Origin of the sequence: Pseudomonas sp. NPDC089401 (assembly GCF_044749485.1) — a bacterium.
Taxonomy (GTDB): domain Bacteria; phylum Pseudomonadota; class Gammaproteobacteria; order Pseudomonadales; family Pseudomonadaceae; genus Aquipseudomonas.
The window spans coordinates 355,556-378,964 of record NZ_JBIVIA010000005.1 but is presented as its reverse complement, the minus strand read 5'-3'; the positions used below and the strand labels follow the sequence as shown (position 1 = coordinate 378,964).

Below are 23,409 nucleotides of genomic sequence, written 5' to 3'. Positions count from 1 at the left end.
TAGAAAAAAATGAGTTTGTCTCATGGCGTTGCAGTCCTGACAATCCCCCTCATCGAATTTCTCGTTAGGGAGCAGGACACCATGGCACTGGCACACAATCTCGGTTTTTCGCACGGCGGCCACACACCTGAGCTGCGCGCCCATCAGTGGCAAGTGCAGAAAAACGCGGGCCTCGCGCTGCTGCCGGTGGCGGCCGATGCCTGGCACGTAGAGGCCATGAGCCAGGCAGGCGACCCTCGCCACCCGCTCCCCACATTCACCGTCGACCAGGCGTTCGACCTGAGCTGGGCGCCGCTGCTCGAGCACGTGCAGGAGGCCAAGGCTCTGGGCCATGCGGTCAAGCCGGTGGTGATCGGCCCGCTGACCTACCTGTGGCTGGGCAAGACCAAGGGCGCCGAGTTCGACAAGCTGGAACTGCTCGAACGCCTGCTGCCACTGTACGACCAGGTGTTCAATCGCCTGGCCGGCCAAGGCGTCGAGTGGGTGCAGATCGACGAGCCGATCCTGGTGCTGGACCTGCCACAAGCCTGGAAGAGCGCCTTCGAGCGGGTCTACAACATCCTCCAGCGCGCACCGCTGAAAAAGCTGATCGCTACCTATGGTGGCGGTCTGGAGGAAAACCTGGGCCTGGCCGCCAACCTGCCGGTCGATGGGCTGCATGTCGACCTCGTGTGCGCGCCCGACCGCTACACGGCCATCCTCGATCGCTTGCCGGCCTACAAGGTACTGTCGCTGGGCCTGGTCGATGGTCGCAGTGGCGGCTCCGGCGACCTGGAGGATGCCGTGGCACTTGTGCAGCACGCCGCCGAGTGCCTGGGCGATCGCCTGTGGCTGGCGCCGTCCTGCGCGCTGCAGCAGGGGCCGCTGGGTGTGGCCGTGCAGCAGTGCGAGCAGGTGGCCATGCTGGCCAAGGTCGCTGACGCGGGATGCGCGCGCGCCGCTGCCTGACCTGCCTGCCGGTTGACAACGGGACGCCATGCGTCCCGTTTTGCGTTTCTGCCGAGCGCGGTCAGCCACGGCAGGCAGGGCCTTGTGCGGCGAGGTTGCAGTATTGCCCTTTGAAGTACAGCAAGGGCTGCGCAGCTGCCGCGTGCTGACGGTCCAGCGCCTTCACTTCGCCAATCACGATCAGATGGTCCCCCGCGACATGTTCGGCGTGGATTTCGCAATCGAGCCAATGCAGGCAACCGGCGATGATCGGGTTGCCCAGTGGTGAGTCCAGCCGGTCGACGCCCTGCCACTTGTCGCTGCCGCGTCGGGCGAACTGGTTGGAAATCGCCACCTGCGTGCCCGAGAGGATGTTGACGGCAAAGCGCCCGGCCTGGCGGATCCTGGGGTAGCTCGCGGAATTGGCCATGACGCTGAACGAGACCAGCGGCGGGTTCACCGACACGCTGTAGAACGACTGGCAGGTGAAGCCGAGCGGCTCCTCATCCAGCTGCGAGGTGATCACCGTGATGCCGGAGGCGTAGTGCCCGAGCGCCTCGCGAAAGCGCAAGGGCTCGATGGCCGTGTCGGGTAATGACATGGGAGGTCCTGTGCAAAGGGGGCCTGGCGCTGGCCAGGCCCGGGTACGGTGTCAGCGCGCGAGCTCTCGGCGGACGATGTCCGCGCCCGCGCTCAGCGCTTGCAGCTTGCCGCGTGCCACCTGGCGGGGCAGGGGGGCCATGCCGCAGTTGGTGCAGGGGTAGAGCTTGTCGGCGTCGACGAATTGCAGGGCCTTGCGCAGGGTATTGGCCACTTCCTCGGGGGTCTCGATGGCGTGGTTGGCCACGTCGATGGCACCGACCATGACTTTCTTGCCGCGGATCAGCTCGATCAGTTCCATCGGTACGTGGGAGTTGTGGCACTCCAGCGAGACGATATCGATGCTGGACGTCTGCAGCTTGGGGAAGGCCTCTTCATACTGGCGCCATTGCGAACCCAGGGTCTTCTTCCAGTCGGTGTTGGCCTTGATCCCGTAGCCGTAGCAGATGTGCACGGCGGTTTCGCACTGGAGGCCTTCGATGGCGCGCTCCAGCGCGGCCACGCCCCACTCGTTGACCTCGTCGAAGAACACGTTGAAGGCGGGCTCGTCGAACTGGATGATGTCGACACCGGCCGCTTCGAGCTCGCGGGCTTCCTGGTTGAGGATCCTGGCGAATTCCCAGGCCAGTTTTTCGCGGCTTTTGTAGTGCGCGTCATACAGTGTGTCGATCATGGTCATGGGGCCTGGCAGCGCCCATTTGATCGGCTGCGAGGTTTGCCCGCGCAGGAACCTGGCGTCTTCGACGAACACCGGCTTGCGGCGGGCGACCGCGCCCACCACCGTCGGCACGCTGGCGTCGTAGCGATCACGGATGCGCACGGTTTCACGCTGCTCGAAATCCACGCCGTCGAGGTGCTCGATGAAGGTGGTGACGAAATGCTGGCGGGTCTGTTCGCCATCGCTGACGATGTCGATACCGGCGTGCTGCTGTTCCTGCAACGCCAGGCGCAGGGCATCCTGCTTGCCTTCGATCAATGCGTCGTCTTGCAACTTCCACGGTGACCAGAGCGTTTCCGGCTGGGCCAGCCAGGACGGTTTCGGCAAGCTGCCGGCGGTGGACGTGGGAAGCAGTTTTTTCATGACGGTTAACCTTGAGTCTTTTGATTGATCAATGAGCGTATTGCGCGGACCACTGTTCGAGCGTCGCCAGGTGTGGTTTGACGAAGTGCTCTTCGGCGAACTTGCCTTGCTCGATGGCCAGCCGACTGCGTTCTTCCCGATCGTAAACAATGCGCGTCAGCGAATAATCCTGGTGCTTCAAGCTGGGTTGGTAGGACTTTCCGGCCGCCGAATTGGCGTTGTAGATTTCCGGGCGATAGATCTTCTGGAAGGTATCCATCGTGCTGATGGTGCTGATCAGTTCAAGCGCGGAGTAGTCGCCCAGCAAATCGCCGGCGAAATAGAACGCCAGTGGCGCAACGCTGTTTGGCGGCATGAAGTAGCGGACTTTCAGGCCCATCTTGCTGAAGTACTCATCGGTCAGCGAGTACGCGTCCTGAAGGTATTCGACGCCCAGCACCGGATGCTGGTTTTCGCTGCGCCGGTAAGTCCTGCTGCTGGAGACGCTCAGGCAGATGACCGGCGGTTTGGCGAAGTGCTGGCGGTAGCAGTGCGAATTCACGAAGCGCTGGAACAGCTCGCCGTGGAGCTCGCCAAAGTGCTCGGGGGTGCTGAATTCGGCCCGGCCCTGGTTGTGCCCCAGCAGAAGCACGCTGAAGTCGTAGTCTCGCAAATACGAGGAAAAGTTGTTGCCGACCATGCCGGCGATGCGCGCGTGGGTGTGCAGGTCGACAACCGTGGTCTTGAGGATCTCGATCAACGGCAGGGCCTGGCCACTGCATTCGGCGGCGATATCCATTGCCACGGAAACGATTTCAAGTTCGACCTTGTAACGGTCGCCCTCGGGATTATCCCAGTGCGCCAGGGCATTGAACCGGTTGTCGATCATCTTCAGGGTATTGCGCAGGTTTTCCTGGCGATTGGCACCCCGCGCCAAGTTGGCGAAGTTGGTGGTGATGCGAGTGTTTTCCGCAGGCTGGTAGTGCTCGTCGAAGGCAATGCTTGTAACGCTGAAGCTGAAGTCGCAATTCATCTCGATCCCGCATCCCGATCCTTGGCCAACGCCCGAATCGGGCGTTTGCACAGTGATCTTCAAATTGGCTGTGATTGAGATGAATATTAAGTGGGGCTATCAGCCGAGGCTAATGAATAGATTTCAAAGTTATTTTAGCGATGCTCATGCAAAGTAGCTTCATTCAGCGCCTGGGCTGCCAGGCACAGTTCAGCGCCGCCAGGGCAAGTACCAGCGCCGCGCTGGCATAGGCCCAGATCGCCGGCACCTGGGGCAGCAGCAAACCTGCCAGCATCGGCCCGAAACCAGCGCCGATGTCGCGCCACACGGCATTGCCGGCCAGCGCCTGGATACGCCCCTGCGGATTGCGCTGCGCCACCAGCGTCATCACCAGCGGCAGCTGCAAGGCACGCAGTACCAGGACGAAGAAGGCACCGATGAACAGCCAGTGGCTGGCGAACACCAGCAGCGCCAGCGAGGTGGCCAGCGACAGCACCACCAGCATGCGCAAGGCGCCGAAGCGCTCGGCCAGGCGCCCGCCGAAGGGGCTGAAGAGCATTTCGCTGAGGTATCGCACAGCCATCAGCACGCCTGCGGCCAGCACGCCCGCGCTGCCGAGGTGCTGCTGCGCATACAGCGAGAGCCCGAAGATGAACAGGCCGTCCAGGGCCACGCCTTCGATGAACGACCAGGTGGCGATGCTGTCCGGCAGGCGCAGCCGTCGGCCACCTCGGCTGGGGATCGCATGGCCCCGGGCGGGCAGGGCGCGGGCACGCCACAGGCCGCACAGGGCGCTGACGCAGAGCACCAGGAAGACGCTGCGGGGGCCCCAGGCCTGGGCCATCAGCGCACCCAGCGGCAAAGCCAGCATCGGCCCGATCGACAGGGTCGCCCGCGAACGCCCGGCGCGGCGGGCGGCGCCCTCGGGCATGGCGGTGGCAAGGGTCTGGGTACTGAGGTTGAACGTGGCGAAACACAGGCCCCAGACCAATCGCAGCACCAGCAGCGCGGCGAAGCCGGACAGCGTCGCATTGCCCAGCGCGCACACCGCAGCGGCGCAGGCAGCGAGGCTGCAGGCGGCGCGATCACCGTGGCGCGCGTAGAAACGCACCACCCAGCCGTACCCGATGATCCGCACCAGGCGGTTGGCGGCCAGCAGCACCCCGGCCTGGGCCAGGGTCACGCCGAAGTCGGACGCATACATCGGCAGCAGCAGGTAGAGCAGGACATCACTGGGCAGGCACAGCCCCAGGACCTGCGCGGCGTGGCGGGATTCTCGGTCGGCGCGCAGGGTTTGCGCCGGTGCGGCAGCGGACGACATGACGATCTCGTGACAGAGGCGGGTGCGCAGGATAACCCGCGTTGCCGGTGGTTGTCCGGGGCACAGCCGCTCGGGCGCTGCGTTTCAAGTGGAAGAAACCCACGGCGCCGTGGCGGGTCAATGCTTTCTGATGAGTTGTCTTCATATTGCCGCGCCGACCCTCTGGTTTGGCTGCTATAGATTGAACAGCCCCTGTGATTGTGTTGCCAACGTACCGATGGAAAGCTGCGATGCCCGAGGATCGTTCCCTCCATGAACTGAGCCGTGATGAACTCGTTGCCGAGATCATCCGCCTGCGCTCGGCCACTGCGCCCACGCCCGCTGACCCTGGTTTTTTCGGTTTGTCCGAACCGATCGCCGCGGATGCTGTGCTGAGGGAGCGCCATGAACTGTTTCGCACCATCCTCGACACCATCGACGCGGCATTCGCCATCGTCGAGGTGAAGTTCGACGCTGACGACAGCCCCGTGGACTATCGCTTCCTCGACGCCAACCCGGCCTTTGCGCGGGAGTCCGGCATCGACCTGAAGGGCAAGTGGGTGACCGAATACGCACCTGACCTCGAACCGTTCTGGTTCGAGATCTACGGGCACGTGGCCAAGTCTGGCGAGCCGGCCAATTTCGAGAACTATGCCACCACCTTCAATCGCTGGTTCGACGTGCGTGCGGTCAAGGTCGGGCGGGCGCAGGACCGACAGATCGCCATCTTCTTCAACGATGTGACCGGGCGGCGTGTCGTCGAGCAAGAGCGTGACCAGGCCATCGCGGCCTTGCGGGGGCTGAACGAAACCCTCGAACAACGGGTCGGCGAACGTACCGTGGAATTGATGCAGGCCGAGGAGAAACTGCGCCAGGCGCACAAGATGGAGGCCGTCGGCCAGCTTACCGGGGGCCTCGCCCATGACTTCAACAACCTGCTCACCGGGATCTCCGGTTCGCTGGAGATGATCCGCGCCCGGTTGACCCAAGGGCGGCTGGCAGAGGTCGACAAGTACATGACTGCTGCCCAGGGCGCCGCCAAGCGTGCCGCCGCGCTGACCCACCGGTTGCTGGCGTTTTCCCGCCGGCAGACGCTGGACCCGCGCCCCACCGATGTGAACGCGCTGATGGACGGCATGAGCGAGTTGATCCGCCGCACGGTGGGCCCGGAAATCAGGATCGAAACGGTCGGCGCCGAGGGGCTCTGGCCGGCCCTGGTCGACGCAGGCCAGCTCGAGAATGCGTTGCTCAACCTGTGCCTCAACGCCAGGGACGCCATGCCCGAGGGTGGCCGCATCACCCTGGATACCGACAATCGCTGGCTCGACCAGGGCGCCGCCGCGGTCCTGGAGATGCCGCCGGGGCAGTATCTGTGCCTCAGCGTCAGCGACACCGGTACCGGGATGTCCGCAGAGGTCATGGCCAAGGCGTTCGACCCCTTTTTCACCACCAAACCCCTGGGCCAGGGCACCGGCTTGGGGCTGTCGATGATCTACGGCTTTGCCAAGCAGTCCGGTGGGCAGGTGCGGATGCACTCCGAACTCGGCCTGGGCACGACCATCAGCCTGTACCTGCCTCGCTATCTGGGCGATGTGCTCGACGGCGAGGAACAGCTGGCGTCGGCGGCCGTGATGGACAGCCCGGGTTGCGAGACGATCCTGATCGTCGACGACGAACCTTCGGTGCGCATGCTGCTCGATGACGCATTGGGCAGCCTCGGCTACCACCTGCTGGAGGCGGGCGACAGCCTTGCGGCCATGGCCACCCTGCGTTCGGGGGTGAAGATCGACCTGTTGATCACCGATGTCGGCCTGCCGGGTGGCATGAACGGGCGCCAGTTGGCCGATGCCGGGCGGGAACTGCGGCCAGGCCTGAAGACGCTGTTCATCACCGGCTACGCGGTCAACGCAGCCATTGGCCAAGGGCCCCTGCCACAAGGCATGCGGGTCCTGACCAAGCCGTTCGCCCTGGATGCCCTGGTGGGGCAGGTGCGGGAAATGCTGGCGACGGTGGATCAGGCCTGCACGGAGGTGGGACCGACCCAGGGCAGCGTGCGTCGCTGACGAAACCTCAGCGGTGTTGTTCTGCCATCCTTGCGGGGAGCCGAAGGGTGAACGTGGTGCCGGTTGCCGCAGTCGAAACGACGGTGATCGCGCCACCATGGGCCTGGGTGATCTCCCTGACGATAAACAGCCCGAGCCCCACCGAGCGCACCGCATCGGTGTGCTCGCTGGCACGCGTCATCGGTTCGAAAAGCTTGGGGATCAGCGCCTCGGGAATAGTGGGCCCATGGTTGTGCACGGCAATGATCGCCACGCCGTCGACAAGATCGCTGCTCAACGTGATGGGGTGCTGCAGATCGCCATAGGCGACACTGTTGGCCACCAGGTTGCCGATCATCTGTTGCAGGCGGTCCGGGTCGGCCTCGACCACCCCGCAGTGGCGGGCCAGGTGGCGAATACGGGCGTGGGCAAAGGCGACCCTGAGTTCGCCGACACTCTGGTCCACGGTCTTCTGCAAGTCGATCGGGCGGCGACGGATGGCGATGCCCTGGCCGATGCGTGCCGAGGCGAAGTCGAGCAGGTCGGCGATCATGCGCTGGGCGCGTTCGGAGCAATGGCTGATGTTGCCCAGCAGACGCCGCTCCTTTTCACGGCGTTCGCCACGTTCCAGCAGCTGCGTGGCCATCTTGATCGCGGTCAGCGGGTTCTTCAGGTCGTGGCTGGCAATCGCGACCATCTGCTCGGCCACTGCCGCACGCCGCTCGGCATTCCTGTACGCGGCAGCCAGTTCTGCCTTGGCCTGTTGCAGCGCCGCTTCGGCTGCGGTTTTTTCGCTCAGCAGCTCTTCGGCACGGCGGCGTGCGGCCAGCAGCTCACGTTCGTAGCGGTCGCGCTCGACGGTGCCGAACAGGGCCAGCTCGTAGTACACGCCGGCTTCGCGCTCGCGCCGCACGCCATTGAGCAGCATGGTGATGACATGGCCCTGGCGGTGCAGCAGGTCGAGTTTCACTTCCGCCACCGAGCCCTGCATTTTCATCAGCGGCGCCCAGTGGGTCTGGTGAAAGATCCGCCCGCCAACGGTGAGCAGGTCCTGGAAGCGCCGCTGCAGCAGCTGTGCCGGGTCAAGATCGAGCCAATTGCAGAAGGTCTGGTTGCTGCGCAGGATGGTGCCGTCTTCGCGCGTCACCACCAGGCCGCACGGCGCCTGTTCGAACAGCAGGTCGGCATCGGGCAGGCCCGGGTTATCCATGGTCCTGGCTCCAGGGCGCGAGAAACGCGTCCATGGCGGTGGAGCAGGCACTGGGAGCGCTCATGTGCGGGCAATGGCCAATGTTGTCGATCAGGCTCAACTGGCTGTTCGGCAGCACGCGGTGCAGGTATTCGCCCACGGCCACGGAGGCGATCAGGTCGTCGGTGGATTGCAGGATCAGCACGGGTGTCTGCAGGCCCTGGATGTCCTGGCGGTTGTCCGAGAGAAAGGTCACGCGGGCAAACTGCCGGGCGATTTCCGGGTCCGTGCGGCAGAAGCTGTTGGTCAGTTCTTCGCTGAGCGCCGGTTGCCCCGGTGCGCCCATGATGACCGGGGCCATGGTGCTGGACCAACCCAGGTAGTTGCTGTCCAGGGTGTCGAGCAGCGCGTGGATGTCCTGTTCCTTGAAACCGCCCTGGTAATCGTCGGCGTCGATGTAGCAAGGGGAGGGGCCGACCATCACATGGGCGTCGATACGTCCGGGCTGGAGGCGATCGGCCAGTGCGCCGATCATCGCGCTGACCGAGTGGCCAACGAGTATCACCGGGCCTGCGGCGACGTTCGTGATGACCTCGTTGAGATCGGCGGCGTAGCCTGAAAGCGACTCGTACTTCGCGCTGTCGTAGGCGCTCAGGTCCGAGCCGCCTGCGCCCACCAGGTCATAGGCAACGCACCTGAACCGCGCCTTGAAATGCGGCAGCAGGTACTTCCACATCGACTGGTCGCAGCCAAAGCCATGGGAAAAGATCAGCGTCGTCTTGCCATCGCCGTGCACGTGCACGTTGTTGCGCCGTTCTATGTCCATAACTGTCCCGTTGCTCGGCAGCGACCTGCTCCGCAGAGTTCATTTGCATTGATGGGTAACGAACATAGGCGAAGCGAGTGTGAGTCGACATGGCCGTGTGTGTCAAAGTTTCATCCCCTGGCAAACCCGTGAGCTATTTTGCCCTTGGCGTTGTCCAGATAGGACGGAAACACAGCAGTGATCAAGGAGTCCCCGTGGCCAGCAAAAAGGCGCGTGTCAGCAACCAGGCATCAGGTGATATCTCGCAACTGCCGCACGACCTGTTCTTCGCGGCGGTGGAAACCACCCGCATGCCCATGATCGTCACCGACCCGAACCGTGAGGACAACCCGATCATTTTCGCCAATCGGGCGTTTCTGGAAATGACCGGCTATGACCTCGAGGAGATCATGGGGCGCAACTGCCGGTTCCTGCAGGGGCCCGAAACCGAGGTGTCTGTGGTCGACAGCCTGCGCGACGCGATCGGCCGGCGCGTGGATATCGCCACGGAGGTACTCAATTACCGCAAGGACGGCTCCAGCTTCTGGAATGCGCTGTTCATATCGCCGATCTTCAATGAGCGTGGCGACCTGATCTACTTCTTCGCCTCGCAACTGGACGTCAGCCGGCGCCGGGATGCCGAGGACGCGTTGCGCCAGGCACAGAAGATGGAGGCGCTTGGGCAACTGACCGGGGGCATCGCCCATGACTTCAACAACCTGCTGCAGGTCATGGGCGGTTACCTGGGGCTGATCGCCAACGAAGCGAACAAGGCCCAGGTGGACATGAACCGCGTCCGCCGCAGTGTCGGCCATGCCCAGACCGCGGTCGAGCGCGCCAGCACCCTGACCAAGCAGTTGCTGGCCTTCGCCCGCAAGCAGAAGCTGCAGGGGCGGGTCCTCAACCTGAACCACCTGGTCGACGATGTACGGCCTATCATCGAGCGCACCTTCAATGCCGAAGTGACGGTGGAATTCGACCTCGAAGACAACTTGCGCAACTGCCGGATCGATGCGACCCAGGCGGAAGTGGCGCTGCTCAATATCTTCATGAACGCCCGCGACGCGTTGATCGGGCGCAAGCGCCCACATGTCTTCATCGAAACCCGCAACGTGCAGGTCAGCGACATCAACCTGTCCTTCGACGGCCTGCTGCCTGGCAGCTATGCAAGCATCTCCATCACCGACAACGGCATCGGCATGCCCGCCAGCATCCGTGACCGGGTGATGGACCCCTTCTTCACCACCAAGGAGGAGGGCAAGGGTTCAGGCCTGGGCTTGTCCATGGTCTATGGCTTCGCCAGGCAGTCCGGTGGCGCGGCGCGCATCTACACCGAGGAGGGCGAAGGCACGACCCTGCGCCTGTATTTCCCGGTGGACGATGCCAAGGTGACCCAGCCCCAGCAGGTGAAACCGGCAGACCGTAGCGCCGGCACCGAGCGCATCCTCATCGTCGAGGACCGGCCTGACGTGGCGGAGCTGGCCAAGATGGTGCTGGAGGACTATGGCTACGCCGCCGACATGGTGCTCAACGCGCGCGAGGCACTGAAGCTGATCCAGGCAGGGGAACGCTACGACCTGTTGTTCACCGACCTGATCATGCCGGGCGGCATGAACGGCGTGATGCTCGCCCGCGAAGTGCGGCGCCTGCAACCGCAGATCAAGGTATTGCTGACCACCGGTTATGCGGAAAACTCGATCGAACGCACGGACATCGGTGGTTCGGAGTTCGAGGTGATCTCCAAGCCCTGCCAGCCCCACGACCTCGCGCGCAGGGTGAGGCAGGTGCTGGACGGCCCGACCGGGGTAGGTTGAAACCGACGGCAGGTTCTAGCCGCGATAACGCCCGGCTTTGTGCCAGCTGATCAGCACCAGGTTCATGGCGACGGTGCCTGTCGTCGTCCAGAGCGGTATGCCGTGGGCGGTGTCACTTGTGCTCATAAGGTGTGCTCATCAACGTGGTGGCAGGCTTGCGTAGCCCTTCCATGGCCGTGATCCGGGCAATTTCGATACCCTGGCGTACGATAATGACCTCGGTCCCGTAGATGACCTGTTCGAGGATGAACTCGAGACTCGATTGTGCATCGGGCATTTCGTACTTGACCTGTTGCATGGCATTTCCTTTTGGGTTCTGGCCTTCCCGGCACGGCTGGGTGGGTTGCACCGTTGGATCCGTGCATTGACGTTGGTGGATTCGGGAGTGGAACCATTGTCTGCGCCTTCTCGCAAAAAGTGCTTTTGAATTGTTTGGCTTTCGGCCTAGGATTCAGCAAATATTTTTGAGATTTGAGAAAAATGCAGAAAAACAATCTGGACGACATGGACAAGCGCATTCTTCAGGTCCTGAGCCGTGACGGTCGTGCCAGCCTGCAGGAGATCGGCAAGCAGGTCGGCCTGTCCGCGAGCCCGTGCTGGCAAAGGATCAAGCGGATGGAGGAAAGTGGTGTCATCCAGGGTTACCAGGCGCGCATCGACATGGCCCAACTCGGCTACGGCGAAGGCCTGATCGTCATGGTGACCCTGGATCAGCATGACGATCAGGTGCTGCACCGGTTCGAGAAGGCGCTGGCGGAAATTCCCGAGGTGATCGAGGCCTACCTGGTGTCTGGCGAGTACGACTACTTCCTGCGCCTGGCCGTGCGGGATACCCGTGACTATGAGCGGCTGCTGCGCGAGAAGCTGTACAAGATCCCTGGCTTGCGGCATTCGGTGTCGAGCTTCGTGCTGCGGCAGCTCAAGGCCGCCAGCGTGCCGCTCTGAACTTCAAAGGGGCGAGCCAGGCGATCACGTGCATGGCTCGTGTCCAATACCGACTATTGATTAATGCAGCCTTTAACGCATGTGATATGTACGCTGCGATATATGAACTAACTTGAATGAGTCTGCGCTGAACCTTCCCCGCGCGCCGGTTGCATGTCAATTTGCGCCGCCGTCATCATATAGTAAAAATGCCGTTGACCCTCCTCGAATCCTTCGTCTATTCTGCGCCGACAAATTGTAGACAGAGAGTAGACACCTGTTCAGATTGAGCTGTGATGTCTTTTCAGCGCCGTTTTCCGGCGCACTCTCACGCCTGGCGATGGCGTGGAAATATTTGATAAAAACTTGATTTTGCTCAACTTGAAGCAGGGTTTTCTGCACCTGGAATAATTATTTGTCCAGTAGCGGAAGTTCTGACTTGTTGAGCGTGGACCGAATGTCTTCAGGCACTAAAAATAATTAATACCACAGGAGATTCTTCACGGTGACTCATCACAACGCTTCCATCGAAGATGCGCCATTAAATAACTTCCATCAGTTGATGACCGTGCGCGCAGGGGGTGGCTGGATCCTCGACGGCTATATCCTCAGCATCATCGGCGTGGTGATCGTGCAGTTTTCCGATTACCTGAAGCTCGACTCGTTCTGGCAGGGCCTGGTTGCCGCTTCGGCGATGCTGGGTACCTTCTTCAGTGGTTTTCTCGGGGGCTGGCTGACCGACAAGGTGGGGCGCAAGCGCCTGTTCTTCGTCGGCCCGATCCTGTTCATCGTGGGTTCAGTGGGCAGCTTCTGGGCCGAATCTGGCATGGCGTTGTTCATCCTGCGCTTCCTGGTCGGTGTCGGCGTTGGCCTGGAATACCCGGTCGCAGGCTCCTTGCTGACCGAATTCCTGCCGCAGAAGCATCGCGGTCAACGCCTGGCCGGGCTGACCATCCTCTGGTTCGCCGGTGCCGCGCTGGCGTACATCGTCGGCAACTTCATCCTGGCGCGGGGTGGCGACGATGCCTGGCGCCTGGTGCTGGCCAGCTCGGCGGTGCTGGGCGTGCTGCTGTTCATCGTCCGCCTGCGTACCCCTGAATCGCCGCGCTGGCTGGTGAGCAAGGGGCGCCTGGACGAAGCCGAGCGGATCATCAAGCAGGTCTACGGGCCGACATATTCGCTGGCCAGCATGCCCGAGCAGTCGACCGAGCAGAAAGTTTCGCTGGGTGACCTGCTGCGTTCCGGGTATGGCAAGCGCATGCTGTTCGTCGCGGTGTTCTGGAGCGCGGCGGTGGTACCGATGTTCGCCGTGTACTCGTTTGCTCCCGTGGTACTGCAGGCCCTGAACCTCAAGGGCGACTGGGCATCCTACGGCTCGGTGCTGATCACCTTGCTGTTCGTGGTCGGCTGCATCGTCGCCACCCGCATGATCGATTCGCTGGGGCGCCGCCCGCTGATCATCCACAGCTTCCTCTGGTCGACCCTGGCGCTCCTGGGGCTGGGCCTGTTCGCCGATGGTTCGCAGGTGCTGGTGCTGACGCTGTTCGGTGCCTACGCGCTGTTCATCGGGGGGGCGCAGGTGCTGGAACTGGTGTACCCCAACGAGCTGTTCCCCACGGAAATCCGCGCGTTCGCCGTAGGCATGGGCTCGTCCATGTCGCGTATCGGCTCGGCCGCAGGGACCTGGCTGGTGCCGGTCTCGCTGTTGCACCTGGGCATCGGCAACACCATGCTGGCGGCTGCGCTGGTGTCCTTGGCCGGGTTGGTGGTGTCGGTCTGGCTGGCGCCGGAAACCCGTGGCATGAGCCTGGAAATGGCGTCTTCCCTGGAGCGCTGAGGATCGATGCCGCCGCAGGCGTGCCTGCGGCGGGCAACTCAACCGTGCGCGTGCAAGGCATCGACCAGTTGCGCCTTGTTCATGCTCGAGCGCCCCTTGATGTCCTTGCTCCGCGCCTCCTTGAGCAGACTGGCCTTGGTCTGGCTTTGCAGCGAAGCGCCTGAGGTCCGCGAATGGCCCTCGCGCGTCTTCACTGCACGCTTTGCCGAGTCTCTGCGTGCGGTTTGCTTCTCGCTGGCAGTGGTCTTGCTGCCTGAGCCGCCTGGCTTGTCGCCACCACCGGATTGCTTGTTGACCGTGGCCCAGGCGCGCGCCTCGGCTTCCTCCTTGGGCACGCCTTTGTGCTCGTAGCTCTGCTCGATGTGTTCGGCCTTGCGCTTCTGCTTCTCGGTGTATTTGTCCTTGTCGCCGCGTGGCATGGCAGTCACCCCTGCGTGGATTGCATGCACGGTTGAAGGCCGGGGCATGCCCCGAGTGCCCTTTGCCGGACGAGTGGCGACAGGTTTCTTGTCGAGTCAGATTTGTCAATGAACGGTGTGGTGAGGCTGTGGGTGTATTCCGCCCCGTTTCCTACGACACGCGTCCCCTCGCGTCCTACATACCCTGCTGGAGCATCTGTTGAAGCTGCGCTGAACGGGGACGAAGGCAGCATTGTGGCAAGCGAAAGTGGCTGGTACCGTTGCCGCGATATCCACCCTTGATGACCCTCTGGAGTCCGTTGCATGAAAGCAGCCATCGTACAGGCCTTCGACCAACCACCGCGCTACGGCGAAATCGAGGCCCCGGTGGCCGGGCCAGGGGAGGTACTGGTCAAGGTGCGTGCCGCCGCGCTCAGCCAACTGGTGCGCGCCCAGGCCAGCGGCAAGCACTACAGCAGCGGCAAGACCTTGCCCCTGGTGCCGGGCGCCGACGGCATCGGCCTGCTCGAAGACGGCACCCGGGTGTATTTCGCCTTTCCGCGTGCACCGATTGGTGCGATGGCCGAGGTCGTCGCGGTGAAGGCAAGTCACTGTGTGCCAGTGCCGGACGATGTCGATGACATCACCGCGGCGGCCATTGCCAACCCCGGGATGTCCTCCTGGGCGGCGTTGCAGGCCCGCGCAGGGTTCAAGCCCGGCGAGCGGGTGTTGATCAACGGTGCTGCCGGCGCGTCCGGGCGCCTGGCGATCCAGGTGGCCAGGTACCTGGGCGCAGCGCATATCGTCGCCACCGCGCGCAATCCTGCGGTGCAGGATGAACTGCGGGCGCTGGGTGCGGATGCCTTCATCTGCCTCGATCAGCCAACCGAGCAACTGACCGCTGGGTTGCGCGAGGAAATCCAGGGCGGCGGCATCGACATCGTGCTGGACTACCTCTGGGGCCAGCCGGCCGCCTGCATCCTCGATGCGCTGGCAGGCTACGGTAGCGGTGAAGCTTCGCCACGTCTGCGTTTCGTCAATATCGGCGCGGTTGCCGGGGCGACCTTGCCGATGAATCCCGGGGTACTGCGCAGCTCCGGGCTGGAAATGTACGGTAGCGGGCTGGGTAGCGTTTCCACCGAGGAACTGGTGCGGGTGGTCGGGCAGTTGTTGAACGTGATCCGGCCGGCCGGTATCAAGGTCGAGGCGCAAGCGGTCCCGCTGAATGATGTCGAGGCCGCGTGGCAACGCAGCTCCGCCAGCCGGGTCGTCCTGGTGATCTGATGTGTCGGATGCCGACCGGCGCGGTTCAGGCCGAGGCGATGGCTTCGCCCGCGCAGGTCGCACAACCTCGGTGAGCCAGCGACAACCTTTTCAGCAATGGTAACAACAGCAGCGCCAGGCACATGCCCGCGAGTGCCGCCCAGCCCAGCCCGTTGAACAAGCCTACGTAGAGCGGCAACGACAGGCTCGCCTGCATGCCGGCTGGCGGCAACTGCGCAAGGTTGGCCACTGCACTCCCCAGGTACTGCGCCACGCCGGCGGCAACGAAGTAGGCGCCCATCATGAAGCCGCTCATGCGCACCGGCACGTAGCGCGAGATCATCGCCAGGCCCAGGCCGCTGATCAGCAAGTCGCCGAGTGCGTACAGCGCATAGCTCCAGACCACGAACCAGGACGAGACGCGGCCGGCTACCGCGAACTGGCCGCTCACCGCGAGCAGGAAGAAACTGGCCGCGACCGCCGCGAAACCCAGGGTGAACTTCACGGCGACCGGTGCGTCGTGGCCACGCTTGGCCAGCCTGTCGTAAAGCAGCACCAGCAGGGGCCCCAGCACGATGATCCAGATGCCGCTGAGCGCCTGGAACTGGGCCGCGCTCCAGGTGAACAGCGTGTGCCCCAGGAAGGTGAAGCGGGGGTCGACATTGCGCAGCGCGAACAGCGTGATCGAGGTGTACTGCTGCTGATAGAAGATGAAGAACAGGAACACCTGGGCGGTCAGCAGGAGGGCAGCGATCAGGCCGGCGCGTTCCGCCGGCGCCGCCTTGACGGTCAGATAAAGAAAGATCGACAGGATGCCGAGCCCGGCGGCCCACAGCGTGAAGGTCGCCAGCAAGCTGTGTTCGAGTACCTGCGCAGTGAACAGGCTCAGGACGACAGCGCCGGCGGCGATGCCGCCGACGCGTTTCCAGCAGACCGGTCGCTCGTCGGCCGGCGTGCCGATGCGCGCCAGCGTACGGTACCTCAACAGGAAATTCAGGATGCCCATGCCCATGCCGGCGCAACAGACGGCGAATGCCGCGTTCCAGCCCCAGTGGTCCTTGATCCAGGGGGTCGCCAGCATCGAGGCGGCTGCGCCAAGGTTGATCGCCAGGTAGTAGGTGGTGAACGCACTGTCGATGCGTGCCTCATCGCCTTGGTAAATACGGCGTACCAGGCTGGCGGCGTTGGCCTTGAACAGGCCGTTGCCGACCACGACGACACTCAGCGCCGCGAACAGGCTGGGCAAATCCTGGCTGGCCAGCGCCAGCATCAGGTAGCCGCTGCACAGCACCACGGCACCGGTCACCATGGTGCGGCGTGCGCCGAGCACCCGGTCGCCGAGCCAGCCACCGATGGCGGGTGCGGCGAACGCCAGGGCACTGAAGGCGCCCCAGGTCAGGTTGGCGCGGCTGTCCTCGAAGCCGAGGTTGTCGACCATGTACAACACCAGCAGTGCGGCCATGCCATAGAAGCCGAAGCGCTCCCATAACTCGACCAGGAAAACAGTGGTGAAGGCGCGGTGTTTCGATGTTTCACGCATGAAGGGCTCTCCGATTCTTGTTCTTCGAGTGATCGAGCTCAGGTTGTCGTGCGCCGCACCCAGGCTTCCCCGGTGGACGCAGGGCAAGGCTACGGGCTCCAAGGCGCGTTAACGAGCCAACGAATAGCCACGGTGTTCACCGTGGTTTGCCACCTGCGGGCGGGCGGCTCAGGCAAGCCGCCGTCTTCTGGCAGCGTCGCGCAGGCAATCGATCAACAGGCTGGCCGCCGGGGTAGGCGGGCTGTTGCGCCGGGTGATGATCTGCATCGAGATGGGCGGGATGGCGTGGGCAAGGGGCAGTACCGACACCGAGCTCTGCCACTTGAAGTCCAGCAACTGGCGCGGCATCGCCGTGATCAGGTCGGAGCCCTGGACCAGGCCGTGGGAGACGCCGTAGCTCAGGCACTCGACGATACGCGTCGGAATCGGCAGACCCTGTTGGTGGAAGACGTCGAACAGCACCTGGGCCGAGCTGTCCGGCGCCAGGTTCAGCAGCCAGTCGGCATCGACCAGGTCGGCCAGTTGCGTTGCCTGTGCCAGCGGGTGCCCGTGGCGTGCGACCACCACCAGCTCGCTCTGGTAGAGCTCGGTGTGTTCGAACGCGTCGGCGATGGCGTCGGTGCCCATCGCCAGCACGGCGAAGTCGAGCGTGCCGTCCTGCAATTGGCGTAACGCGGTGCCTGGAAAGCCCTCGCTGATGTTGACCCGCGCTGCCGGGAAGCGCCGGCGGAACGCAGCGAAGGCTTCCGGCAGGATGGTCAGGGCCGTCGCCGGGGTGATGGCTGCGGCCAGCGAGCCGACGGCCCCGTCGCGCGCCTGTTCGACGTCTTCGCGGGCACGCTGCATTTCGGCGACGATGAGCCGGGCGCGGACGTTGAGCTGCTGGCCGACCGTGGTCAACTGCACGCCCCGCGTCGTGCGCACGATCAGCGAAACGCCCAGGACGTGCTCGAGCTCCTTGATGGCCTTGGTCAGTGCCGCCGGTGACAGGTGCAGATGCCGTGCTGCCGCGCGAATGCTGCCTTCCTCGACAACGGTGACGAAGGCTTTGAGCTGGTGGTACTTCATGGATGGTCCATTGCCTCGACGGGGGAGCGGATTATCGGTGCTGCGCCGCTGGCTGCCCAGCGGCAATCCGCGGTGAACACCGCCACCATTGATTGGCTTATGAGCGGCGGCCATGGGCGATAGGCTGCTGTCACACAACAACTGCCCCATGAGGAAACACCATGTCCCCTGTTCTGCCCGGCATCGCTGCCATCGCAGCCGAGTCGATCGCGTTGCGCCGACGCATTCATGCCTGTCCCGAACTTGCCTTCGAGGAAACCGTGACCAGCGACCTGGTCGCCGAGTGCCTCACCGAATGGGGCTACGAAGTCCATCGAGGCCTGGGCGGCACCGGTGTGGTCGGCGTGCTGCGATCGGGCAGCGGGGCGCGCACCCTGGGCCTGCGCGCGGACATGGATGCATTGCCGCTGACAGAGAATACCGGCCTGCCCTATGCCAGCGTGAACCCGGGCAAGATGCACGCCTGCGGGCATGATGGCCATACCGCCATGTTGCTCTGCGCGGCCCGCTACCTGGCGCAGGCGGGTGGCTTCGAGGGGACCTTGAACCTGATTTTCCAACCGGCCGAGGAGGGCTTTGGCGGCGCCAGGGCGATGATGGATGATGGCCTGTTCGACAGGTTCCCGTGCGATGCGGTCTTCGCCCTGCACAACATGCCAGGCCTCGCGGCGGGGGACATGGCGTTCTGCGAGGGGCCGATGACGGCGTCCTCCGACAACGTCACCGTCACCTTGCGTGGCGAGGGCGGCCACGGTGCGTTTCCCCACCGTGCGCGTGACCCGATGCCGGCGGCAGGCGCCATTATCCTGGCGTTGCAGACGATCGTCGGGCGTGATGTCGACCCCCTCGATGCCGCGGTGATTTCGGTCGGTAGCGTGCAGGCGGGCGAGGCGTTCAACATCATCCCCGAACAGGTCGAGATGCGCCTGTCGGTGCGCACGCTGGACGCCGAGGTACGGCAGCGGGTCGAACAGCGCATCCGCGCGCTGGTCGCAGGCCAGGCGCAAGGCTTCGGGCTGCAGGCCGATATCCGCTACGACCGTGGCTACCCGGTACTGGTCAACGACCGACGCATGACCGAGTTCGCCGCCGCTATCGCGCGCGACCTGCTGGGCGATGCGCGAGTGGACGCGCAATTCCGGCCGGTGATGGGCAGCGAGGATTTCGCCTACATGCTCGAACAGGTACCCGGCTGCTATGCCTATATCGGCAATGGCACTGGCAGCCGGGGCGGGTGCATGGTGCATAACCCGGGCTACGACTTCAACGACCAGATCCTGGCCGTCGGTGCCAGCTTCTGGGTAAGGCTGGTACAGGGCTGGCTGGCCTAGCGCGTCGCCGTCAGGCATCGACGGTCGTCAGCGGCGCCGCGCTGGCGAATCAGCCCGCCGCACAGCACGCCGATCTCGAACAGCAGCCACATGGGCACGGCGAGCAGGGTCTGGGAGAAGATGTCCGGTGGCGTGAGGATCATGCCGACCACGAAGCAGCCGATGATCACGTACGGGCGGATCCTTTTCAGGTACTTCACGTCGACCACGCCGATCCACACCAGCAGCACCACCGCCACCGGGATCTCGAAGGCGACGCCGAAGGCGAAGAACAGGGTCATGACGAAATCGAGGTAATTTGCGATGTCGGTCATCATGGCCACGCCGGCCGGGGTGGCGGCGGCGAAGAAACTGAACATCAGCGGGAACACCAGGAAGTAGGCGAAGGCCATGCCTGCGTAGAACAGCAGGATGCTCGACACCAGCAGCGGCACTGCGATGCGTTTTTCCTGGCGGTACAGCCCGGGCGCGATGAAGCCCCAGATCTGCTGGAGGATGAACGGGATGGCCAGGAACAGCGAGACGATCATGGTCAGCTTGAACGGCGTCAGGAACGGCGAGGCCACGTCGGTGGCGATCATCGTCGCGTTGGCCGGCAGGTGATCGCGCAGGGGCGCCGAGACCAGGGTGTAGATCTGCTGGGCGAAGGAGAACAGCCCGGCAAAGATCACGAAGATGACCGCCACGCAGCGCAGCAGACGGGTACGCAGTTCGGTCAGGTGCGAGACCAGCGGCATAGGCTGGTCGTGTTGCGGGTTTTCGCTCATGGGGCTCGCGGCGGTTGAGGCGGTTCGGGCGCGGTGGTGGGGGGTTGCAACAGATGCTCGTCGTGCAGCTGGCGACGGATATCGTCGGCACCGAGTTCGCGTTCGACCTCGGCCTTGATGGCGTTGAAGCTGCGTTTCAGGCGGCCGATCCACAGCCCGGCGGTACGTGCGGCGCCCGGCAGGCGCTCAGGGCCGAGCACCAGCAAGGCGACCAGGCCGACGAGCAGCAGTTCGCTGAAGCTGATTCCGAACATGCTTCAGACGTTCTGCTGCTGTTGTGCACTGTTCTGTACCGGCTGTGCAGTGGCGGGGTTGGGCGAGTGCTCATCTTCGCTCATGGCTTTGCGAAAGCCCTTGATCGATTCGCCCAGGTCGCCGCCGAAGTTCTTCAGCTTCTTGGTGCCGAAGACCAGGACCACGACGCCCAGCAGGACGATCCAGTGTTTCCAATCAAAAATGCCCATGGTGTTCTCTGCTTGTGAAAAAGGAAGAAGGCTGGCGCGCGCGGCGCCAGCCTGTCGGGTCAGGCTTCCAGGCCAGCTTTCGCCTGGCCGGTGCGCAGGGTGAAGTTGACGCCCATCGACAGCACCGGCTGTGGCGGGTTCCAGTTAGGCTTGGGTGCGGACAGCAGGAACTCGGTCAGTGGCTCCATCTTGCCTGCCAGCATGTTGGCCAGCAGGGTGCCGGTGGCGGTGCCGCGCACGGTGCCCAGGCCGTTGCAGGCCAGTGCGCCGTAGACGTTCTCGCGCAGTTCGCCGAAGAAGCCGGCACCGTTGCGGGTCATGCCCAGGCCACCGCCCCAGGTGTGCTCGAACGGCACCTCGGTGAGGGTCGGGAAGCGGCGCTCGAACGACAGGCGGTGGGCGGCACGGACCTTGTCGGTGTAGCCATCCTTGGAGCGGCCATCCGGGTTGAAGCTGAAGCTGTTGCGCACCAGGATGCGGTTGTCGTGGGTACGGCGCAGGGTGGAGCCGAACGGGTCGGCCGGGATCACGCCCCAGAATTCCTGGCCACCGATGCTGGCCTGTTCGGCCGCGGTCAGCGGACGGGTCAGGCTGCCGTAGGTGAAGATCGGCAGCATGCGGTTCTGCAGGAAGCCGAAGTGCTGGCCGAAGTGGTTGTTGCCCAGGATCAGCTTGCCCGCAGTGATGCGGCCGGTCGGGTGATGCAGGACGATCTGCTGGCCATAGTCGACGGCGGTGATCACCGTGTCTTCGTACAGGGTGACGTTCTCCGGCAGGCTGTCGGCCAGGCCTTTGACCAGTGCCGAGGGCTGCACCAGCATGGTGCCCGGAGTGTACAGCGCCTTGCGGTAGAACGAGGTGCCGATGCGGTCCTTCAGCTCGTTGCCTTCGATCAGCTCGACCTTCTCGCCCAGGGCTTCGAGGCCGCCACGGTAGGCGTTGAGTACCGCGATGCCCTTGTCCTCGATGGCAGCCTGGTATTTGCCGGAGTGGCGCAGGTGGGCGTCGACGATGTTGTGCTGTTCGACCAGGTCGCGAAGGATGCCCTGGCCACGCTGGTTCAGGTGCAGGATGTTCTTGGCGTTGGTCTTGTCGCCGATGTAGTCCGGTGCACCGATGTCGTGGGGCACGTCGATCAGGAAGCCGGCGTTACGGCCCGAGGTACCGAAGCCGACCTGCTGGGCTTCGACCAGGATCACCTTGTCCTGCGGGAAGTTCAGGGCCAGCTGGCGTGCGGCGGCAAGGCCGGTGAAGCCGCCACCGATCACCACCCACGGTGCCTGGTCGTCGCCGATCAATGGCGCCTTGGGCTGGCGCACGCGGCTGGTGTGGAACCAGCCTGGGGACGAATCGTCGCGTGGCAGCGCATCGACGCGCACCAGCGAGGCCGGGTCGGCCGGGATGCCGTCGTTGAGCAGCGTGGCTGCGCCACCGGCTGCAACCACACCTGCGCCGACGCCGGCCCCAATAAGTACTTTCCTGCGGGTAACTGCCATTTACATCCATCTCAATCAAAGGTGTCTGCGGCCGACTGCAACGCCCTGGCGCCAGCATTCGCCGGACGACCGGGCCGAATCGGTGAAACGCACTGATTCTCACTAGCGAAATACAGTGTGTATACAGATTGTATGATCGAGATGGAGGTGCGTCAATCTGCCCCTGCTTCAAAGTGTCGCCGGGCTGCAGAGGTCTGGGTCAAACGGGCACGAGAGTGCCCAGGCGCTGGTGCAGACGTTTCGCTCAGCAGCTTGCCCTTGGTCTCCGGGGCCAGGAAGTAGGTGACGATGACCCCGAAAAGGCTGATCCCCCCGGCAATCAGCACGGTTGTGGTGATGCCGTAGGCTTGCACGCACAGCGGCAGGAGGAAGGTGCCTGCCGCTGCGCCGACGCGTGAGGCTGCGGTCGCGAAGCCGACCCCGACGCCGCGGATTTCAGTCGGGAACACCTCGCCCGGATACACGCCGGTGAGGGTTGTGGAAATGGCGTTGGCCAGGGAAAACACCAGGAAACAGCCCACGGTCACCAGCGGCGATACGTTCCAGAAAAAGGCCACCACGAACAGGGCGAGGGTAGCGATGGCGAACGGTGGAATCGCCAGCTGGCGACGCCCGACCTTTTCGATCAGCAGTACGGCGATGAGCGTGCCGCCCACGGCGATGGCGTTGATGGCCAGCCCCCCGGTCAGGCCGTCTTCGAGGCCGAGGTGCTCGAGCACGGTGGGGACGAAGGTGCCGATTGCAAAGTACGGCGTCACCAGGCAGATCCAGAACACCGAGACGAAAATCGTCGCCTTGGCGTATGCCGGGGAAAACAGGCTGGCGAAACCCAGTGGCTTGCCTTGCGGTTTGGTTCCCAGGTCCGTTCGCTCATCCGCCGCCATGTACTGTTCGGCCAGGGCCAGCGCTTCCTCGGTTCGCCCTTTGCTCATCAGCCAGCGCGGCGACTCCGGTGTGCCCAGCCGGGCCAGCAGCACGATCACGGTCGGCACGGTGCTCAGCCCGAGGATGACGTTCCAGTTGGCGCTGTCGGAAACCGTCAGTACCCAGCCGATGGCATATGACGCCAGGTAGCCGACATACCAGCCAACCTCCTGCAGGCAGAGCAGCTTGCCACGCAGGCGCGCCGGCGCGAACTCGGCCAGCAGCGGCCAGCCGATGGCGTAGTCGGCGCCAATGGCGACCCCCATCACCAGGCGCACGGCAAACAGTTGCCAGGCCTCGGTCACGAAAAATTGCAGAACCGAGCCCACCAGGAATATCGCCAGGTCGATGGTGAACATGGGCTTGCGGCCAATCTTGTCGGCCAGCAAGCCACCCAGTGGCCCGCCGAGGAAAATGCCGATGAGGGCGGAGGCGCCGATCAGCCCCTGCCAGGCCAGGGAAAGTTGCAAGTCGTTGCTGATGGCCGGCATGACGATGCCGATGGCGCCGAGGATGAAACCATCGATCAACATGCCCCCAGCAATCAGCAGGGTGAGTTTCGTGATGAACTTTCGTTGTTTATCGGACATGGCCTTTACAGGCGGTAACGCATGCTTGGACACAATTGCATCTCCACGTTTTTTTTGT

General features: G+C 63.8%; 21 protein-coding genes and 1 pseudogene. 7 read left to right on the top strand and 15 right to left on the bottom strand.

The features are described 5' to 3' along the window. Positions 1 to 81: 81 nt before the first annotated feature. Positions 82 to 948: a 5-methyltetrahydropteroyltriglutamate--homocysteine methyltransferase gene (locus tag ACIP21_RS14835; RefSeq protein ID WP_400688631.1), complete on the top strand. Its 867-nt coding sequence runs from the start codon at positions 82 to 84 to the stop codon at positions 946 to 948. Positions 949 to 1,009: 61 nt separating this feature from the next. Here ACIP21_RS14835 and ACIP21_RS14830 read toward each other — a convergent pair whose 3' ends face one another. The 4 genes from ACIP21_RS14830 to ACIP21_RS14815 all read right to left on the bottom strand — a co-directional run bounded on the left by ACIP21_RS14830 (position 1,010) and on the right by ACIP21_RS14815 (position 4,920). Continuing rightward, positions 1,010 to 1,528, bottom strand: coding sequence for a flavin reductase family protein (locus ACIP21_RS14830; RefSeq protein ID WP_400688628.1), 519 nt, complete (start codon positions 1,526 to 1,528; stop codon positions 1,010 to 1,012). Between the two features lie 51 nt (positions 1,529 to 1,579). Continuing rightward, the gene (locus ACIP21_RS14825) at positions 1,580 to 2,608 is read right to left on the bottom strand and encodes a methionine synthase (RefSeq protein WP_400688625.1); all 1,029 of its coding nucleotides are present in this window, start codon (positions 2,606 to 2,608) and stop codon (positions 1,580 to 1,582) included. 28 nt (positions 2,609 to 2,636) lie between these two features. Beyond that, entirely contained in the window at positions 2,637 to 3,620 is a 984-nt protein-coding gene (locus ACIP21_RS14820; protein ID WP_400688623.1) for a DUF1852 domain-containing protein, read from the bottom strand. Between the two features lie 163 nt (positions 3,621 to 3,783). After that, positions 3,784 to 4,920 carry an MFS transporter gene (locus ACIP21_RS14815; RefSeq protein WP_400688620.1) on the bottom strand — a complete coding sequence of 379 codons (1,137 nt, stop codon included), beginning with the start codon at positions 4,918 to 4,920 and terminating at the stop codon, positions 3,784 to 3,786. A 230-nt stretch (positions 4,921 to 5,150) separates the two neighbouring features. Between ACIP21_RS14815 and ACIP21_RS14810 the strand changes: the two genes are divergently transcribed. Continuing rightward, positions 5,151 to 6,962 carry an ATP-binding protein gene (locus ACIP21_RS14810; RefSeq protein WP_400688617.1) on the top strand — a complete coding sequence of 604 codons (1,812 nt, stop codon included), beginning with the start codon at positions 5,151 to 5,153 and terminating at the stop codon, positions 6,960 to 6,962. A 7-nt stretch (positions 6,963 to 6,969) separates the two neighbouring features. Here the strand turns inward: ACIP21_RS14810 and ACIP21_RS14805 are convergent, their stop codons facing one another. After that, positions 6,970 to 8,151: an ATP-binding protein gene (locus tag ACIP21_RS14805; RefSeq protein WP_400688615.1), complete on the bottom strand. Its 1,182-nt coding sequence runs from the start codon at positions 8,149 to 8,151 to the stop codon at positions 6,970 to 6,972. Continuing rightward, entirely contained in the window at positions 8,144 to 8,956 is an 813-nt protein-coding gene (locus tag ACIP21_RS14800; protein ID WP_400688613.1) for an alpha/beta fold hydrolase, read from the bottom strand. Before ACIP21_RS14800 ends, ACIP21_RS14805 begins: the two co-directional genes overlap by 8 nt. Before the next feature lie 194 nt (positions 8,957 to 9,150). Here ACIP21_RS14800 and ACIP21_RS14795 point away from each other — a divergent pair, with 194 nt between their 5' ends. After that, entirely contained in the window at positions 9,151 to 10,749 is a 1,599-nt protein-coding gene (locus ACIP21_RS14795) for a histidine kinase famiy protein (protein ID WP_400688610.1), read from the top strand. A gap of 112 nt (positions 10,750 to 10,861) precedes the next feature. Here the strand turns inward: ACIP21_RS14795 and ACIP21_RS14790 are convergent, their stop codons facing one another. Next, entirely contained in the window at positions 10,862 to 11,047 is a 186-nt protein-coding gene (locus ACIP21_RS14790; RefSeq protein WP_400688607.1) for a hypothetical protein, read from the bottom strand. A gap of 182 nt (positions 11,048 to 11,229) precedes the next feature. Here ACIP21_RS14790 and ACIP21_RS14785 point away from each other — a divergent pair, with 182 nt between their 5' ends. Both ACIP21_RS14785 and ACIP21_RS14780 read left to right on the top strand, forming a co-directional pair. After that, positions 11,230 to 11,694 carry an Lrp/AsnC family transcriptional regulator gene (locus ACIP21_RS14785; protein WP_400688606.1) on the top strand — a complete coding sequence of 155 codons (465 nt, stop codon included), beginning with the start codon at positions 11,230 to 11,232 and terminating at the stop codon, positions 11,692 to 11,694. Between the two features lie 484 nt (positions 11,695 to 12,178). Beyond that, a complete protein-coding gene (locus ACIP21_RS14780) occupies positions 12,179 to 13,510 on the top strand; it encodes an MFS transporter (RefSeq protein WP_400688604.1) in 1,332 nt (443 codons plus the stop codon). Positions 13,511 to 13,548: 38 nt separating this feature from the next. On the opposite strand, the gene ACIP21_RS14775 is transcribed toward ACIP21_RS14780, so the two are convergent. Continuing rightward, a complete protein-coding gene (locus tag ACIP21_RS14775; protein WP_400688721.1) occupies positions 13,549 to 13,929 on the bottom strand; it encodes a termination factor Rho in 381 nt (126 codons plus the stop codon). Between the two features lie 303 nt (positions 13,930 to 14,232). On the opposite strand from ACIP21_RS14775, the gene ACIP21_RS14770 reads away from it, so the two are divergent. Further along, the gene (locus ACIP21_RS14770; protein ID WP_400688602.1) at positions 14,233 to 15,192 is read left to right on the top strand and encodes a zinc-binding alcohol dehydrogenase family protein; all 960 of its coding nucleotides are present in this window, start codon (positions 14,233 to 14,235) and stop codon (positions 15,190 to 15,192) included. A gap of 25 nt (positions 15,193 to 15,217) precedes the next feature. On the opposite strand, the gene ACIP21_RS14765 is transcribed toward ACIP21_RS14770, so the two are convergent. Continuing rightward, on the bottom strand, positions 15,218 to 16,711 hold the full coding sequence (locus ACIP21_RS14765; protein WP_400688600.1) for a peptide MFS transporter: 1,494 nt from the start codon (positions 16,709 to 16,711) through the stop codon (positions 15,218 to 15,220). A gap of 168 nt (positions 16,712 to 16,879) precedes the next feature. Then, positions 16,880 to 17,779, bottom strand: coding sequence for a LysR substrate-binding domain-containing protein (locus ACIP21_RS14760; protein ID WP_400688598.1), 900 nt, complete (start codon positions 17,777 to 17,779; stop codon positions 16,880 to 16,882). A 161-nt stretch (positions 17,780 to 17,940) separates the two neighbouring features. On the opposite strand from ACIP21_RS14760, the gene ACIP21_RS14755 reads away from it, so the two are divergent. Further along, entirely contained in the window at positions 17,941 to 19,110 is a 1,170-nt protein-coding gene (locus ACIP21_RS14755) for a M20 aminoacylase family protein (RefSeq protein WP_400688597.1), read from the top strand. Here the strand turns inward: ACIP21_RS14755 and tatC are convergent. From tatC to ACIP21_RS14730, 5 genes and pseudogenes are all read right to left on the bottom strand, one after another. Then, entirely contained in the window at positions 19,107 to 19,877 is a 771-nt protein-coding gene (gene tatC, locus ACIP21_RS14750; RefSeq protein ID WP_400688595.1) for a twin-arginine translocase subunit TatC, read from the bottom strand. The two genes, ACIP21_RS14755 and tatC, sit on opposite strands and share 4 nt — an antisense overlap. 2 nt (positions 19,878 to 19,879) lie before the next feature. Beyond that, a pseudogene (gene tatB, locus ACIP21_RS14745) lies at positions 19,880 to 20,131 on the bottom strand (Sec-independent protein translocase protein TatB); the annotation flags it as partial. A gap of 3 nt (positions 20,132 to 20,134) precedes the next feature. Then, on the bottom strand, positions 20,135 to 20,341 hold the full coding sequence (locus ACIP21_RS14740) for a twin-arginine translocase TatA/TatE family subunit (RefSeq protein ID WP_400688593.1): 207 nt from the start codon (positions 20,339 to 20,341) through the stop codon (positions 20,135 to 20,137). A 59-nt stretch (positions 20,342 to 20,400) separates the two neighbouring features. Beyond that, complete coding sequence (locus tag ACIP21_RS14735; RefSeq protein ID WP_400688719.1) at positions 20,401 to 21,723, bottom strand: NAD(P)/FAD-dependent oxidoreductase; 1,323 nt, start codon at positions 21,721 to 21,723, stop codon at positions 20,401 to 20,403. Between the two features lie 266 nt (positions 21,724 to 21,989). After that, positions 21,990 to 23,351, bottom strand: coding sequence for an MFS transporter (locus tag ACIP21_RS14730; protein WP_400688591.1), 1,362 nt, complete (start codon positions 23,349 to 23,351; stop codon positions 21,990 to 21,992). Positions 23,352 to 23,409 lie beyond the last annotated feature (58 nt).

What these genes read in the sequence shown, in the direction of transcription:
- ACIP21_RS14740 (WP_400688593.1), bottom strand. Translation starts at nt 20,341, where the DNA reads ATGGGCATTTTTGATTGGAAACACTGGATCGTCCTGCTGGGCGTCGTG.
- ACIP21_RS14800 (WP_400688613.1), bottom strand. Translation starts at nt 8,956, where the DNA reads ATGGACATAGAACGGCGCAACAACGTGCACGTGCACGGCGATGGCAAG.
- ACIP21_RS14820 (WP_400688623.1), bottom strand. Translation starts at nt 3,620, where the DNA reads ATGAATTGCGACTTCAGCTTCAGCGTTACAAGCATTGCCTTCGACGAG.
- ACIP21_RS14810 (WP_400688617.1), top strand. Translation starts at nt 5,151, where the DNA reads ATGCCCGAGGATCGTTCCCTCCATGAACTGAGCCGTGATGAACTCGTT.
- ACIP21_RS14835 (WP_400688631.1), top strand. Translation starts at nt 82, where the DNA reads ATGGCACTGGCACACAATCTCGGTTTTTCGCACGGCGGCCACACACCT.
- ACIP21_RS14815 (WP_400688620.1), bottom strand. Translation starts at nt 4,920, where the DNA reads ATGTCGTCCGCTGCCGCACCGGCGCAAACCCTGCGCGCCGACCGAGAA.
- ACIP21_RS14760 (WP_400688598.1), bottom strand. Translation starts at nt 17,779, where the DNA reads ATGAAGTACCACCAGCTCAAAGCCTTCGTCACCGTTGTCGAGGAAGGC.
- ACIP21_RS14830 (WP_400688628.1), bottom strand. Translation starts at nt 1,528, where the DNA reads ATGTCATTACCCGACACGGCCATCGAGCCCTTGCGCTTTCGCGAGGCG.
- ACIP21_RS14775 (WP_400688721.1), bottom strand. Translation starts at nt 13,929, where the DNA reads ATGCCACGCGGCGACAAGGACAAATACACCGAGAAGCAGAAGCGCAAG.
- ACIP21_RS14755 (WP_400688597.1), top strand. Translation starts at nt 17,941, where the DNA reads ATGTCCCCTGTTCTGCCCGGCATCGCTGCCATCGCAGCCGAGTCGATC.
- tatC (WP_400688595.1), bottom strand. Translation starts at nt 19,877, where the DNA reads ATGAGCGAAAACCCGCAACACGACCAGCCTATGCCGCTGGTCTCGCAC.
- ACIP21_RS14785 (WP_400688606.1), top strand. Translation starts at nt 11,230, where the DNA reads ATGCAGAAAAACAATCTGGACGACATGGACAAGCGCATTCTTCAGGTC.
- ACIP21_RS14790 (WP_400688607.1), bottom strand. Translation starts at nt 11,047, where the DNA reads ATGCAACAGGTCAAGTACGAAATGCCCGATGCACAATCGAGTCTCGAG.
- ACIP21_RS14730 (WP_400688591.1), bottom strand. Translation starts at nt 23,351, where the DNA reads ATGTCCGATAAACAACGAAAGTTCATCACGAAACTCACCCTGCTGATT.
- ACIP21_RS14805 (WP_400688615.1), bottom strand. Translation starts at nt 8,151, where the DNA reads ATGGATAACCCGGGCCTGCCCGATGCCGACCTGCTGTTCGAACAGGCG.
- ACIP21_RS14765 (WP_400688600.1), bottom strand. Translation starts at nt 16,711, where the DNA reads ATGCGTGAAACATCGAAACACCGCGCCTTCACCACTGTTTTCCTGGTC.
- ACIP21_RS14770 (WP_400688602.1), top strand. Translation starts at nt 14,233, where the DNA reads ATGAAAGCAGCCATCGTACAGGCCTTCGACCAACCACCGCGCTACGGC.
- ACIP21_RS14825 (WP_400688625.1), bottom strand. Translation starts at nt 2,608, where the DNA reads ATGAAAAAACTGCTTCCCACGTCCACCGCCGGCAGCTTGCCGAAACCG.